General features: G+C 52.2%; 10 protein-coding genes. 2 read left to right on the top strand and 8 right to left on the bottom strand.

Going from position 1 to position 13,878, the window contains the following annotated elements; all coding sequences use genetic code 11:
• Positions 1-89 precede the first annotated feature (89 nt).
• Positions 90-1,442, bottom strand: coding sequence for a dicarboxylate/amino acid:cation symporter (locus ACMHXH_RS19010; RefSeq protein ID WP_039033863.1), 1,353 nt, complete (start codon positions 1,440-1,442; stop codon positions 90-92).
• 220 nt (positions 1,443-1,662) lie between these two features.
• On the opposite strand from ACMHXH_RS19010, the gene ACMHXH_RS19015 reads away from it, so the two are divergent.
• Both ACMHXH_RS19015 and ACMHXH_RS19020 read left to right on the top strand, forming a co-directional pair.
• Positions 1,663-4,107 carry an Ig-like domain-containing protein gene (locus ACMHXH_RS19015; RefSeq protein WP_335912042.1) on the top strand — a complete coding sequence of 815 codons (2,445 nt, stop codon included), beginning with the start codon at positions 1,663-1,665 and terminating at the stop codon, positions 4,105-4,107.
• 258 nt (positions 4,108-4,365) lie between these two features.
• Positions 4,366-5,001 (top strand): hypothetical protein, encoded by a 636-nt coding sequence (locus ACMHXH_RS19020; protein WP_335912045.1) that lies wholly within the window; start codon positions 4,366-4,368, stop codon positions 4,999-5,001.
• Positions 5,002-5,397: 396 nt separating this feature from the next.
• Here ACMHXH_RS19020 and panP read toward each other — a convergent pair whose 3' ends face one another.
• The 7 genes from panP to ACMHXH_RS19055 all read right to left on the bottom strand — a co-directional run bounded on the left by panP (position 5,398) and on the right by ACMHXH_RS19055 (position 13,846).
• Positions 5,398-7,044, bottom strand: a complete 1,647-nt coding sequence (gene panP, locus ACMHXH_RS19025) for a pyridoxal-dependent aspartate 1-decarboxylase PanP (protein WP_335912047.1) — start codon at positions 7,042-7,044, stop codon at positions 5,398-5,400.
• Between the two features lie 140 nt (positions 7,045-7,184).
• On the bottom strand, positions 7,185-8,345 hold the full coding sequence (locus ACMHXH_RS19030; RefSeq protein ID WP_319619894.1) for a glycerate kinase: 1,161 nt from the start codon (positions 8,343-8,345) through the stop codon (positions 7,185-7,187).
• 54 nt (positions 8,346-8,399) lie between these two features.
• Positions 8,400-9,758 carry a GntP family permease gene (locus tag ACMHXH_RS19035; protein ID WP_039033868.1) on the bottom strand — a complete coding sequence of 453 codons (1,359 nt, stop codon included), beginning with the start codon at positions 9,756-9,758 and terminating at the stop codon, positions 8,400-8,402.
• A 156-nt stretch (positions 9,759-9,914) separates the two neighbouring features.
• Positions 9,915-11,063 carry a sugar diacid recognition domain-containing protein gene (locus ACMHXH_RS19040; RefSeq protein ID WP_071476467.1) on the bottom strand — a complete coding sequence of 383 codons (1,149 nt, stop codon included), beginning with the start codon at positions 11,061-11,063 and terminating at the stop codon, positions 9,915-9,917.
• Positions 11,064-11,279: 216 nt separating this feature from the next.
• Positions 11,280-11,900 (bottom strand): uracil-DNA glycosylase family protein, encoded by a 621-nt coding sequence (locus ACMHXH_RS19045; protein WP_144361129.1) that lies wholly within the window; start codon positions 11,898-11,900, stop codon positions 11,280-11,282.
• 78 nt (positions 11,901-11,978) lie between these two features.
• Positions 11,979-12,557, bottom strand: coding sequence for a hypothetical protein (locus ACMHXH_RS19050; protein ID WP_335912050.1), 579 nt, complete (start codon positions 12,555-12,557; stop codon positions 11,979-11,981).
• 200 nt (positions 12,558-12,757) lie between these two features.
• Complete coding sequence (locus ACMHXH_RS19055; RefSeq protein WP_226683864.1) at positions 12,758-13,846, bottom strand: M35 family metallo-endopeptidase; 1,089 nt, start codon at positions 13,844-13,846, stop codon at positions 12,758-12,760.
• Positions 13,847-13,878: the final 32 nt, after the last annotated feature.

Genomic DNA, 13,878 nt, shown 5'->3' on the forward strand with positions numbered 1-13,878 from the left:
ATGGGTTAAATCAAATCCGTTAATATAGAAGAGGGCGTCCGAATGGACGCCCTCTTTGAATTTTGCTTTCAGCGAATTCAGCTTACTCCTTACATGGGAGTATGGTGTTCCTTATGGAAGCTGACATTGGTTTTACCGGCTTTTGGGTCGTTGAAGGTTTCTTCATTGAACTCATTTTCCGACTTGGCGATCACCACGGTTGCGACAGTATCACCTGTGACGTTCACCGCGGTGCGGACCATATCCAGCAATCTATCGACCCCGATAATCAGTGCTATACCATCTACCGGCAAGCCTACTTGATTGAGCACCATGGCCAGCATCACCAGACCCACTCCCGGTACCCCGGCTGTGCCGATAGAGGCCAGGGTGGCCGTGACAACCACGGTAATATAGTCGGTAATCGTTAGGTCGATACCGTAAACCTGAGCGATAAATACCGTTGCCACTCCCTGCATGATGGCTGTGCCATCCATATTGATGGTAGCGCCCAAGGGTAAGGTGAACGAGGCTATCTTGTTATCGACGCCCAGGCGATGCTCGGCCGTCTCGATAGTGACCGGCAGAGTGGCGTTGGAACTGGCAGTACTGAAGGCAAACAGCTGCACGTCGCGCATCTTACGGATAAAGGTGAACGGATTCAGTCCTGACAGTAGATTGAGCAGAATAGGATAAGTGACAAAAGCATGGACCAGCAGTACACCCAGTACCACAAAGAAGTAAGCGACCACACTACCGAAAGTTTCTACGCCGAGTGTCAGTGCCAGTTTACCCATAAGGGCAAATACCCCGTAAGGCGCTAGATGCATGATTAGGGTCACCACTTTCATGATGACTTCATTGAGGTCTTCAAACAGCGCCGCAACCCGCTTGCCTTTGTCGCCCACATGAGAGATGGCAAAACCAAAGATCACCGCAAAGATAATGATCTGCAGCATATTGCCTTCGCTCATCGCCTGCATCGGGTTGGTGGGTACTATGTTAATCAATACTTCCGCCAGGCTGGGAGCATCTTTGGCTTCAAAACTGTTGCCTGCGGTAGACATGCTGCTGTGGCCGGGATGGATCATCACTGCCGCCATAATTGACAGTGTTAGAGCTATAGCGGTGGTAAAAAGGTAGAAAGCGATGGTTTTGCCACCCAAACGCCCCAGTTTTGAGGGATCACTGAGTGAGCTGGTACCGCAAACCAGAGAAATAAAGACCAAGGGCACTACCAGCATTTTCAAGCTGGAAATGAAGATAGTACCGACGACATTAAGAAAGCCTTCGGTGATGTAATCCCGCACAAAGATGAAATAGGGATCTTGCTGGACTTGAGGTGAATCCAGCTCACCAGCGGGGAAAAAAGCTCTCAGAAGAAGACCGACAATGATACCGGCTGCCATGCCAATAAGGATCTTACCTGTCAGGCCCATTTTCTTGGTTGGAGTGAATGCCATAAATTTTCCTGTTTAATTCTTGTACTTTTGTAATTTGGCGCACTAAAGCCTAGCAAGAAAGCTCTCTTGAGGAAATGGCATGCAGGTTAAATATTGATATTGATAATTGCCAGCTATGCTCACATGTTGTGGAAATGTTTACTGAAAATTATACAATGTTGCTCTATAAGTAATACAGATGAATGTAATTTGTGATTATTGAGTAATGGGGAGTCTGACAATGAAGTCAGCGTTTAAGTTTTGCTTCACTCTAATATGTAGTTTTCTTTTATTTGCCTGTGGTGGGGGTGGCAGTATTTCCGACGGTGGAGATGGCACAACGCCGACTCTGCCTACAGATACTTATACCATCAGTCTCAAGTTAACCGATGCCAATGGTGATCCTTTATCGGAAGTCTCCAATGCCGTACCGGGGAAACTGGTTGCTACGTTGAGCAAAAACGCTGTGCCATTCCAGGGCGGAAGAATTGTCTTCTCCGTTGAAGGTCAAGGTGTATTGGCTTCCGACAGTGGGGTTTCGGATGCACAAGGTGTGGTGCGAATAGATCTCTTGCCCGGCGATAAGTTGGGTTCGGGGACTGTAACAGCCCGGTATACTCCTGGCAGTGGCGATGGTGCTGAAGCTCAAGTCTCATTCAATACCAAAGGTGATGGTGGCGTCGATACCGGGGGAGCTCAGATATCCTTGGTGCTTGTTGCTAATCCTGACAGTACAATCCCTTTGGAAGCGATCACCTCATTAACGCCGGGCTATTTGGTGGCCAATGTCACCGGGATTTCCAAACAGACCATTGTCAAGTTTACCAGTGACAGGGGGGAAATCCCCATAGATACGGCGGCCACAGATAATGGTAAGGCCTATGTTCAGATCTTGGCCGGTACTCAGCCTGGAGCCGGGATTGCAACCGCGACTTTACTGTCCGGTGAAGAGACATCCCTGGTATTTAAAGTCGGTGCAACCAATGTGTTTATGGGCAGCGGCTCGCCATTTCAGGATGGGGTGGCAGCTGTGGCACCAGCCGTTGTCTCTGCTGGTGGTACAGCGAGTGTCAGCGTGACATTGCAGGATGATAACGGTAATCCTTTTGTCGAGCCTGCCGAAGTTATGTTTACTTCAGTCTGTGCCGGTAAAACGCCTTTGGAAGCGGAAATCAGTTCACCTGTTATTGCAGTTAATGGTGTCGCTACCAGCACTTATCTCGCCAAAGGCTGTGTCGGTGATGATACTATCAATATCAGTGCTAATGTCGGAGGCAAATCACTGACGGCCAAAGCTGTGGTCAATGTGTTACCGGCGAGTGTGGGCAGTATCTTTTTCATGGATGCGACTCCGCAAACTATCCGCTTAAAAGGCACGGGTGGTGCGGAATCGTCAACTGTTAGATTTAAAGTGCTGGATAAGAACAACAATCCTGTAAGTAATCAAAGAGTTAATTTTTCCCTCAATACAGACGTCGGTGGTATAGAGATAGATCCTGTTTTCGCGACGACTAATGCACAAGGGATAGCCCAAACTGTGATTAATTCAGGAACCGTATCGACTTCAGTCAGGGTAACCGCTGAAGTGGATGGCAGTTTGCCATTGATTTCGTCCCAGTCCAGCCAATTGGTGATTTCGACCGGCCTTCCGGATCAGGATTCCTTCTCTCTTTCTGCTGATAACTATAACCCGGAAGGTTGGAATTATGATGGCGTTGAAGTCAAAGTGACTGCCAGGTTGGCAGATGCTTTCAACAACCCGGTTCCGGATGGCACTGCAGTTAGCTTTACCACAGAAGGTGGCGTCATTGAGTCTTCATGCACAACAGCAGCCGGTGCTTGTACCGTGACCTGGACCAGCCAAAACCCTCGCCCTACAGGCAACACCCTTGGGGGGGGAGAACAACCCTCCCTGGATAACCTTGGTCAACCCTATGGCGGACGGGTAACTATTTTGGCCACGGCAATTGGAGAAGAGTCGTTCCCGGATCTCAATGGTAATGGACGATTCGACCTTGATGAATGGAACGACTTCAAGAGTAAACCAGATGTTTCCGGCCGTCCCTTTGATTTATCGGAAGCCTTCGTCGACCATAATGAAGATGATATGTATGACAGAGCGCTAACCGGTGGAGAGTTAGAGACTTTTGTGGACTTTAATAATAGCGGTAGCTTTGATGGGGCGGATGGCGTCTATAACGGTAGTCTTTGCCGGCTTGATGACAGTAATAATCCTCACGAAGGGTGCTCAGCAACCGACAAGTCGCTCAATGTCAGGGCTTCTATTGTATTGGTGATGTCGGGTAGTGACCCGGTTGCTTCAACTCCTGAAATTACGGATAGCTGTACTGATGATAAGAACCAAGTGGATGTTTGTGACGGCCTCAATGACAACCAGACCTTGGATATCATAGGTAAATCCGTTGGCGCGGTATCAATCATTGTCGGGGATCTTCATAATCAACCCTTGCCATCCGGGACGAGTATCACTTTCAGCACCTCAGCAGGTAGTTTGGCGAGTAAGGGTAACTTTACTGTACTCTCAACCAATCAAAATAGCGCATTGGAGTATAGTGTGATGGTGAAAGGTGCCGACCAAGCCGATGCCGGAAGTCTGCTGATTGAAATCACCACCCCTAATGGAGTCTCTACCATCCTGCCCAGTATTCCCGTGGTTATTCATTAAGGGAACAGATAACTCTCTGATAAGCGACCCAAGTGCCTGATGGAAAAATCAGGCACTTTTTTTGAATTCATCGTGGCACTCCGGCCTGCAATCTACCAAGAGTTATGGGGGGATCAATTTTAATATCTCGGTTTTAATCTCTTTGTTTTGTCCCTTTGTTTTGTCTCTTGGTTTTGTTACTGTTCCGGCCCATTGTTGAGTCACTAAAGTCCGTGGACTACTGAATTTTCAAACCTTCAGATATTTAAGGGAATAAAAATGAGTGTTTCGATGTATCGCAATATGATTTGGTTGGTCGTAGAAAGCACAGATCTGGATGGAATCGTTGACCAGCTAAAGGGAGAGGCGGATATCAGGTCCATCAGCGATTTTGGTTCTGCAGGCGATCTGAAGCTTATCTGGAAAACTTCACATCTGGTTGTCGCGGATCTTGATGGGCTTATCTACCTTGGTGGTTGGGGCTTGCCGTTTCGCCAGTATGGCCTCAGGGACAGTATGGAAATGCTGGATGAATGCCTACGCAACCTTTCAGAGTTCGCCGCTAGGTTAAGCCAGAGATTTGGAAAAACTTATGGCTTCGGTGACCATCAGGGAGGTATATACAATTTTTGGTTTATGGCGGAAGACGGTCAGGTAACAAGAAAATATGCCGTGTATCATGACGGGCTTTATGAATATGACCAAAGCTACATCTCGGCGGGTGAACCCACGGAGGCAGAGGTACAAGCCGCTAAACATTGTTATATTAATGGCTTGTCTACAGGGGGATGTTATCCGGATGACGCGAACGTTCGGGAAATTGCCACCAATTGGGTGCTTGATCCGCAGCAGTTTTCGCAACGGTTGATCAGAGCCAAGTTGATTGAGTGGAGCCTGAGAAAGCCCGTGGTATGAGAAGGTGAAATATAAGCAGTGGGCAATCCAGGTGTGGCTTACAGACCTGTCTGCTATGTTGAACTTCTTGCAAAGGACTAGGGCCATTTGCTGCGAACCACGCCTTGCATCCAGGCCCGTAAGCCGACGCATAGCACACATGGGACTTGTTCGCACCTTCCTTAGATGAGTGCACTTGCAGTAAACATGTTTATTTTTAGAAGAGTAAAGAGTTTATTGCCTGTGTTCATTTAAGCGGCAGTTTTCAAGTCAACCCAGAGTGGCAAGATAGAGATCAAGGACTTTCCGTAGATGCGCCCTTGAATGCCACCGATATGATAGTGGGGCTGCTCAAAAGTGTACGGGGGCGGGAAAACGGCATGCAGGGCGTGACTCGGCACCGCCCTCAATAAATGTTCAGTTGCAAGCTTGTTTTAGTACTTGAAGTAGCCCGGTTTCAGAAGCTGCCAGCTCAGTTTGTTCGTTTAATACATCTGCCAGTATGGTGTCTGTGGTCAGCGGGTTGGCCAGCACCACCCGGAATACAGTCACGGTTTCTCTGTGATAACGGGCGGGTTGGATCCGGGTGCGGGACACAAAAGATTTGCCTTGTTCACGTTGTTTCTTCTGAATGGCACGAGTCAGGTCATCAAGAATGCCATTGATCTCTTTGACCTTTTCAAGATTACCCTGGGCCAATTGCCGGTTCAGAGCGGTTTGTGCCCAAGAGGGGCACCAACGGTAGGTGAGCAGACACAACTCGGGCGCACTCACCAGTTCAAATTCGCTGTGTTGCTCAATCAAGCCGGCAAAGAAACGGGCCTTTTCCAGCGAATTATTGATCAGTATTTCATAGCCTTCCTTGCCGATTATCTGCATGCAGGCATGCACCAGCATGGCCATTCCGGGACGGGAACCTTCCAGAGTCTGGCTGCCCAAATCCTTGGAACCTTTACGCAAAATATATTCGGCATGATGCACTATCGCCCGCGCCAGTTCAGGCTGTTTGAACAGCACCATACCGGCACCCATAGGAACATACATCTGTTTATGGGCATCTATGGTCACTGAGTCTGCCAGTTCTATCCCTTTGAGCAGATGGCGATATTTGCTGGATAACAAGCTGGCTCCGCCCCAGGCGGCATCAACATGAAAGTGGCAATTGAGCTCGGTTGCCAACTCGGCCAGCTCAGGCAGAGGGTCTATATTACCGGTTTCTGTGGTGCCGGCGACGCCGACTATCGCCATGACTCGGATGCCCTGTTGGGCCAGCTTGGTGGCCGCCTCGCGCATGGCGTTGACATCGACCTTATTGTTGGCATCGGTCGCGATTGAAACTATGTTATCCCGGCCAATGCCCAACAGATCGGCAGCTTTGCCCAGGGAGTAATGGCCGCGCTCGGACACCAGTATCGCCAGGCTCTTCCAACCGTAGTGGCAGAGCGCCGCGCCCAAGCCTTCGCGATTGATACCGCGAAATTCACCGTCAGCCTTGAGCAGTTGGTTACGGGCAATCCACAGGGCGGTGATATTGGCCACAGTGCCGCCGGAGCAGAAAGCTCCCAGAGCATGATTGGCGCTGTGCATCCACTGGTGGTAGAAGTCGGTGGTTTGGCCATAAATGAGGTGATGCATCATCCCCAGCACCTGCCGCTCCAGGGGAGTGAAGGCCTTGGAGGTTTCGATTTTGACCAGATTCTGATTCAGGCCCACCATCATTTTCGACAAGGGCAACACGAAGTAGGGCAGCGCCGATGTCATATGGCCGATAAAGCTGGGGGCGGCGGTGTGTACTGAATGCGCCACCAAATTCTGCATCATCTCTTCAGTGTAGTCAGAAACAAATCTGGGTTGACGCGGGATTTCAAAGGCCTGGAAATCCTTTTCGATTTCACTCAGGGGCTTTTCCAGCGCGGCAATATTTTGGGTCAGGAAACCGGCGAGATCTTCAGACAATGCCTGCTCTATGCGGCTCAGGGTCGATTCCGGTGCTTCGGGCACGGTAAAGATACGCATCAGAGAGTTTTCTGAGGCGGTGGCCTGGCGTTGTTTGCTGGCGGTCATTGGGCTTTGGTCTCACACTGTATCTGCCTGTGTCTGCACAGGTCTTGAAATGGCAGCTCACTTTACTGCAAGGATTGCGGTCAGACAAGTTGAAACTGAAGCGAAAAAGCAGCGGGCCAAGGAGGTTGACCCGCGAAAAATCAATTGGCGTTATTCAGTTGCAGAGCCAGCAGAGCGGCGATATTGCTTGAGGTGCGCTGCAGATTGGCTCTGGCTTCGGCCAGCGCCTTGGGCAAGTTGCAGGCCGAGGGAATGATATCAAAAATGGCGCTCATTCCCTGCTCCAGCACCAGCTCTGAACCCGCGCCCAGACAGCCGGCAATACCAATCACGGGAATGTTGCGCGCCTTTGCCAGGCGCAAAACTCCCATGGGTGTCTTGCCATAGATGGTTTGTCCATCAATGCGTCCCTCGCCGGTGATAACCAGTGCGGCGCCTTCAAGTTTGGCATCAAGTCTGACAGCCTGCATGACTATGTCGATACCGGGGCGCAGCTCTGCGTCCAGAAATGCCATCACCCCAAGTCCCATGCCACCGGCGGCGCCGGCACCACTTTGCAGGCGCTTATCTTCAAAGCCGCTCTGAACCAGAATATCGGCAAAGTGGCCAAGGGCAGCGTCAAGCTCGGCGACCATTTCCTCAGTGGCTCCCTTTTGCGGCCCGAATACCGCCGAAGCGCCGCGCTCGCCACATAAAGGGTTGTCCACATCACAGGCCACTTCAAAATGGCAGTCAGTGAGCGCCGGATGCAGTTGGCTGCAGTCAAGTGTTGCCAAGGCCGCGAGTGCCGCCCCCCCCGGGCCTATCTCCAGCCCGGCACTATCCAATAGTTTAGCGCCCAGCGCCTTGGCCATACCGGCGCCGCCATCATTGGTGGCACTGCCGCCAAGGCCGATGATGAAGTGGCGAATGCCACGCTCTATGGCATCGATAATCAGCTCGCCGGTGCCGTAACTTGTGGTCAGCCTTGGATTGCGAAGCGCCGGGCTGACATGATGCAGCCCGGAGGCGGCCGCCATTTCGATAACTGCAGTTCTGGCGCCATGAGTGCCTTCTGTACCCAGAATACCGTAATGGGCCTTCACAGCTTGTCCGAGTGGGCCACAGACTTCAAGCTCGACCAGGTGACCGTTGGTCGCATCGACCATAGATTGCACTGTGCCTTCGCCGCCGTCGGCCACCGGCACTTTGAGGTACTCGGCATCCGGCAGCCTGAGTTTAAAGCCTGCTTCAATTTCATTGGCTACTTCGAGGGCGCTCAGGCTTTCCTTGAAGGAATCCGGTGCTATCACTATTTTCATCTGATTTCCTGTACAACGGGCTGCCGGTGAAACCGGCAGCAGCAAGGGAAGAGTTTAGAGCAGAACCAGGCTAAGCAGCCAGACGAAGATGATGGCGGTGATCCCCTGAATTAGGGTCGCCATAGTCTGAGCCCGGTAGGCCTGGGCTACGCTCATACGGCTAAACTGAGTGACTACCCAGAAGAAGCTGTCGTTGGCGTGGGACACTGTCATGGCTCCGGCGCCTATGGCCATGACGGTCAGCACCCGGCCCATTTCGCTGCCAAGGCCGATATCACCCAACATGGGAGCCACCAGAGCCGAAGTGGCTACCAGCGCCACTGTGGAGGAGCCTTGAGCCGACTTCAGTGCCGCCGCCACCAGGAAGGGCATAAAGATACCTATACCCAGAGCCGACAGTGAAGTACCGATAAAGTCACCGATAGGCGTGGCTTTGATTACAGCGCCAAAAGCGCCGCCGGCACCGGTAATCAGCAGTATGGGGGCGGCAACGGCCAGGCCCTGTGAGATACGCTCGGAAAACTCTTTGACCTTGTTGTCGCCCTTGAGCAGCAAGAGTGACAGCCCCAAGCCTATCATCAAGGCATTGAGTGGTTGGCCGAGGAAATGGAACAGGCTGAACAGCATGCCTTCACCCATGGGCTTGGAAGGGAAGGCGGCGATAGAACCAAGGCAGATCAGCAAAATAGGAACAAAAATAGGTGAGAACGCCGCCAAGGGGCTTGGCAGCTTGCCATAAGCAGCCTTGAGTGTTTCAAATTCTTCGGCAGAAGCCTTGAGCTCTTCGGCGCCTTCGCCATCCGGCTCAGTGTTCATAAAGCGGTTGGCCCAGAGCAAACCTGCGAAGGCGGCAACGGCAGAAACCAGAATGCCTACTGCAATCACCAGCCCCAGGCTGGCTTCCAGTTGCAGGTTACCGGCGGCGGCAATCGGGCCGGGAGTAGGCGGCACAAAGGTGTGGGTAGCATAGAGGCCGGTGGCCAGGGCGACGCTCATGGCAACGCTGGAAACCTGCATTCTATTGGCCAGAGACTGTTTCAGGCTGTTGAGGATCACAAAGCCTGAGTCACAAAACACTGGGATGGAAACGATATAACCTATGATGGACATGGTCAGAGTCGGGAAGCGCTGCCCGAGCACCTTAATGACCACATCGGCCATGGTGATGGCCGCGCCGCTCTTTTCCAGCACTGTGCCTATGATAGTTCCCAGGACTATCACCAGTCCTATATAACCAAGAATACCTCCAAAACCACCACTGATGGTTTTGGCGATTTCCCCGGCGGGCAGGCCGAATCCGAAGGCGGCGATAAATGACGCCAGCAGCAGCGTCAAAAAGGGGTGTAGTTTAAATGTTGAGGTGGCGATGACAATAAAGATGATCACCGCCAATAGTACTAGTACCAGGCTCATAAGTGTCCCTTATTGGGTCGTTATTTATGTAGGGGTTGGGGCGCCGGCGCGAAGGCGGGCTGGCGATTATTATCCCAGTTGCCGCGCCGTGATGGCTTTAGGGGAAAATACGGAATTCCCCCCTGAAAGTGGTTAGTTTTTTGTGCGTATGCACAATTATTTGTGTTCCAGGCGACTGAGGACCTCTCCCAGGTAGAGTTGCAGTAATCCATCCAGGCTTTGCAGCTCTATGCCGGTGATCTCACTGATACGTTCCAGACGATACCTCAGGGTATTACGGTGAATAAACAATGCCTTGGCACATTGTTGCTGGTCACCGAAGTGTTGCAGATAGGCGCTCAGTGTACGCAGCAACAGCCCCTTTTTGTCATGCTGCTGCAGTTTGCGAAAGGGCGCTGCCAGCTCCTGACCGCGCCAGCTATTAACCAGCCCGGACAACAATACTGCCAGCGCGTGATCCTGATAGAGGTACTTGGTCTTTTCCGGCGCGCGCTTTTTCCCTAATTTCAGGGTTTCCAGCGCAGTTTGATATGAACGCCGAATACCGCCTTCACCGGGAAAAAAATGCCCCAGCGCGATTTTGAGTCGGCCTTGGGTGTCGGCCGGCAAACGGGCAAGCAGTTTCTCGATTCGCAGATCCTCAAGCGCCGGATCCCAGCTACGACCATCGAGAAAGGCGGGTTTGAGGATCACCAACTGATCCATGGCGGTCATGGCCACCAGGTTGTCCCTTTGCGGATACTCGAGTAAACGCTGGATTTCCTTGAGATCAGTGGCCTTGCTTTCGCCTTTGGCGAGTTCTATCACGGCGGCAACTCTGGGTTTTTGCAGATCTATCTGCAGCTGGGCGGCCCAGGCACAAAAATCGCTTTCGCTATAACTGTCACGTTTCAGCAGTTGCAGAATAAACTCTTCCCGCTGGCGTTTATGCCAGAGATCCAGCTCGAGGGAGTTGGCTTGCTCGACCATCATTTCGGCGGTCATTTTCAACAGCTCACCATAGTGCAGCAGCTCTGCCGGATTACCGGTAATGCCGACAACGCCGATTATCTTGCCGTGGTAGTGCAGCGGCAGGTTGATCCCGGGTTTGACGCCGTGCAGGCTGTGGCGACTGCCTTCATCTATCACCACAGTGCGGTTTTGGGCTATGGCCAGAAGGGCGCCTTCATGGACACTGTTGAGTCGCTGCTTGTCGCCGGAGCCGAGGATCACCCCTTGACTGTTCATCACATTGATATTGTGGTCGATGATATTCATGGTGCGATCCACTATCTGCTGCGCGGTCGCGGCGTCGAGAAAATACATGCGAGCCTCTAGGGTCTGTTGACCTTTCATGGTTGAATTTTGCTCGTACTAGACGCGTTTTAATCGCGACGCAAGGTATGCAGCCTAGGGGCCTAGGTAAATACCTTGCAACAAAGAGTAAAGCGCGTCTAGCCGAGCCCTTTGGGTAGCATTTGTCGTTGTTTGGTATAAAAAACGACAAAAGCTGCAAAAACCATCTTCAAGGGTCAACAGACCCTAATGTGCTAATAACTCGGCGACTCTCTGCCTGAGCCTGGGTAACAGGTTTTGCTCAAATTCCGGGTGCTGTTTAAACCAGAGGCGATTACGCGGACTCGGGTGAGGCAGCACCAGTTTTGTCGGCCACAGCGAGTCAGCTTCTGCCACGGCGGTACTGACAGGCGCCTTGGCCAGTGGACTGCCCTTGAGGTGCCAGGCCATGGCGTATTTGCCGAGGATCAGTGTCAGCTCGATATTGGGCAGGGCGGCAAAAAGCCTTGGGTGCCAGGTGGCTGAGCATTCTGGCCGCGGCGGCATATCACCCTGTTTGCGCCCCTGTTTTTCAACCGTTCCCGGATAGCAAAATCCCATGGGAATGACGGCAAACAGCCTGGGGTCATAAAACTGCTCGCGGCTCACCCCCAGCCACTGCCTTAGTCGGTCGCCGCTGGCATCGTCAAAGGGCAGGCCACGCTCATGGGTTATCCTGCCGGGCGCTTGCCCCGCGATTAAAATCCTGGCGTCAGGGTGGGCCTGCAGTATCGGCTTGGGCAGCAATGGCAGTTTATCCCGGCACAGGGTGCAGGCTCGCACCTCATCGAGTAGCGGAAAATCACTGGGCAGAGCGGCAGTTTTCATTATATTTCCTGGTTTTTGATGGATATCAGACCCTACTTAGGCTTCGAAAACTTGGCTCCGAAAATCAGGCTTCGAAAATCAGGCACCGAAAAAGTGTTGCCAGGCCTGAAAGCCTTCATACAATGTCAGCCCCAGCGCCGCCAGTATTAACACTATCCGGCTGAACTTAAAGCCGTTTTCTTTACGCTGTTGCCAATCGCTAGCACTCCAGGCGATAAGCATCGCCGGGATAGTCAGTGGCCAGATGATATTGGCCAGCAGCAACAATAAGGCAGAGGTTGCCAGCAAGCGCCAACCGGCCTGAGGCCCGGCGACTTTGGCCGAGTTTTTCAGTTGCAGTGGCAATAACGCCAGTGCCACGGCTATCAACACCAGACCGAAGTTCATACTGAGATCGGCAACAGAGGCATGATCCCAGAGGACAAGTAACAGGGTCATGAGCGGAATGGGCAAGGCCCAATAGATATGGCTGCGGACAAACCCTGGGCGGCTATATTGGCCGTTGAAGTAAAAAACCAGCTGCAGTAGCAGGTTAACCAGAGTAAAACCACCCAGCACCAGTATGGTAAACACCCCGGCCATTAAACCCTCGGGTTGTGCGGCAATGGCCGATAGCGGAAAAAGGGCGACCAAGGCACAAGGATATTTCAACTTCATCAATAGATTCTCATCATAAAGGCTGCGCCTTACATTGGCTTAAAGGCGAAAGGCTTGCAAGTGCTTGATGGCCGTTATGGGATGGCTCTGAGACTATGAGGAAAAAAGGGGCAGTTCCGTCCGCCCAAGCTCACAAGGTAACAGGGAGGTGGGCCGGGGGAACCGGCCCACGAAAGGTAAACTAATCTGCTGTAGCTTCCTTAATTTTGAAAGGGAGTATTTTCAGCAAAGTATTCGTGACTGTCGGCGTTTTGAATCGCCTGGGCCGGGTTACTCAGGGCCAGCGATTTGGCGCCACTTTGGCCGTAGACAATGTCATCGGTTCCCGCCACCACATTGAAGTGGCTCATTTCATGGACTATGGTGCCGCCCTTGGAGTCGGTGCCCGATACCGGTGCGCTCCAGAAGGCGTTACACATGTAGATCTTGTAGGGTTGAGTCGGGTAAACGTAGGCGTAATAACTCTTCTTACAGCTGCAATCGAAGGTGAGTGGCTGATTGTTCAAGGCCGAGTCTATGGCACTGAAGTTACTGCTGACGCTATTCCAGCGGCTGCTGTTGTAGCTGCCAAACCAGGTGGCATAACGCACCGAGCTTGAAGGGTTGTTGTTGCTCGCGAGGTATTGCTTGCTGTCGGCCGCCATGGTACGGGCGGCGTCCAGTCCCGCCAGAATATCGCTCTGTTGGGAATTGCTGCAACGGCCGGTAAAGCTGATACCGTCAGGCGCCGCGTTGCCATCGCCACTGCCGGGTTTACCCTTGTTGACGCCGGACTTGAATTCACGGCCTTCCACATAGAAGCTGACCGGATCTGAATGTATCCCTTCTATCCCTAAGCGGGCCAGCTTCTTTTGTTGGCCCGGGTTGGGGGAGAAGAGTTGCAACGAACTGACATCATAGCTTATCTCGTAGTTGCCACTGCTGCTCATGTCGTAAAGTGAGGACAACTCTACCTGATAGGACACACTCTCACCGGATTTGAGCTTGATATAGTCCTGCTTGCCGGGCGCCGGGCGTTTGAAATGGGCGCCCAGATAGTGGCGCTCAAGGCCATCGGCATTGACTTTGAACAGGGATTCTTCCACTCCATCAGCGGCTGTGTACCACTTGAGCAGTTTTACCGGCTGGTTGGCGTCATTGGTCAGGGTCACAGTGACCAACACGTTATCACTGGCCTTATAGCTCTGCTGGCTCATCTCCAGGCTGGCACGAATGCCATCGGCCAGCACGCTGGTACTGGAAAGGGCCGCGAGCAAGGCTATTCCTTGTAGTGTATGAGTGATTCTCATGCCATTGTCCTCAGGTCATATAATCTTAATTG

The organism is Shewanella sp. BJSY2023SW001 (assembly GCF_047314685.1).
In the GTDB taxonomy this organism is placed as follows: Bacteria; Pseudomonadota; Gammaproteobacteria; order Enterobacterales; family Shewanellaceae; genus Shewanella; species Shewanella indica.

Coding starts and splice junctions, on each gene's coding strand:
- ACMHXH_RS19010 (WP_039033863.1), bottom strand. CDS start 1,442: ATGGCATTCACTCCAACCAAGAAAATGGGCCTGACAGGTAAGATCCTT.
- ACMHXH_RS19015 (WP_335912042.1), top strand. CDS start 1,663: ATGAAGTCAGCGTTTAAGTTTTGCTTCACTCTAATATGTAGTTTTCTT.
- ACMHXH_RS19020 (WP_335912045.1), top strand. CDS start 4,366: ATGAGTGTTTCGATGTATCGCAATATGATTTGGTTGGTCGTAGAAAGC.
- panP (WP_335912047.1), bottom strand. CDS start 7,044: ATGACCGCCAGCAAACAACGCCAGGCCACCGCCTCAGAAAACTCTCTG.
- ACMHXH_RS19030 (WP_319619894.1), bottom strand. CDS start 8,345: ATGAAAATAGTGATAGCACCGGATTCCTTCAAGGAAAGCCTGAGCGCC.
- ACMHXH_RS19035 (WP_039033868.1), bottom strand. CDS start 9,758: ATGAGCCTGGTACTAGTACTATTGGCGGTGATCATCTTTATTGTCATC.
- ACMHXH_RS19040 (WP_071476467.1), bottom strand. CDS start 11,063: ATGTATTTTCTCGACGCCGCGACCGCGCAGCAGATAGTGGATCGCACC.
- ACMHXH_RS19045 (WP_144361129.1), bottom strand. CDS start 11,900: ATGAAAACTGCCGCTCTGCCCAGTGATTTTCCGCTACTCGATGAGGTG.
- ACMHXH_RS19050 (WP_335912050.1), bottom strand. CDS start 12,557: ATGAAGTTGAAATATCCTTGTGCCTTGGTCGCCCTTTTTCCGCTATCG.
- ACMHXH_RS19055 (WP_226683864.1), bottom strand. CDS start 13,846: ATGAGAATCACTCATACACTACAAGGAATAGCCTTGCTCGCGGCCCTT.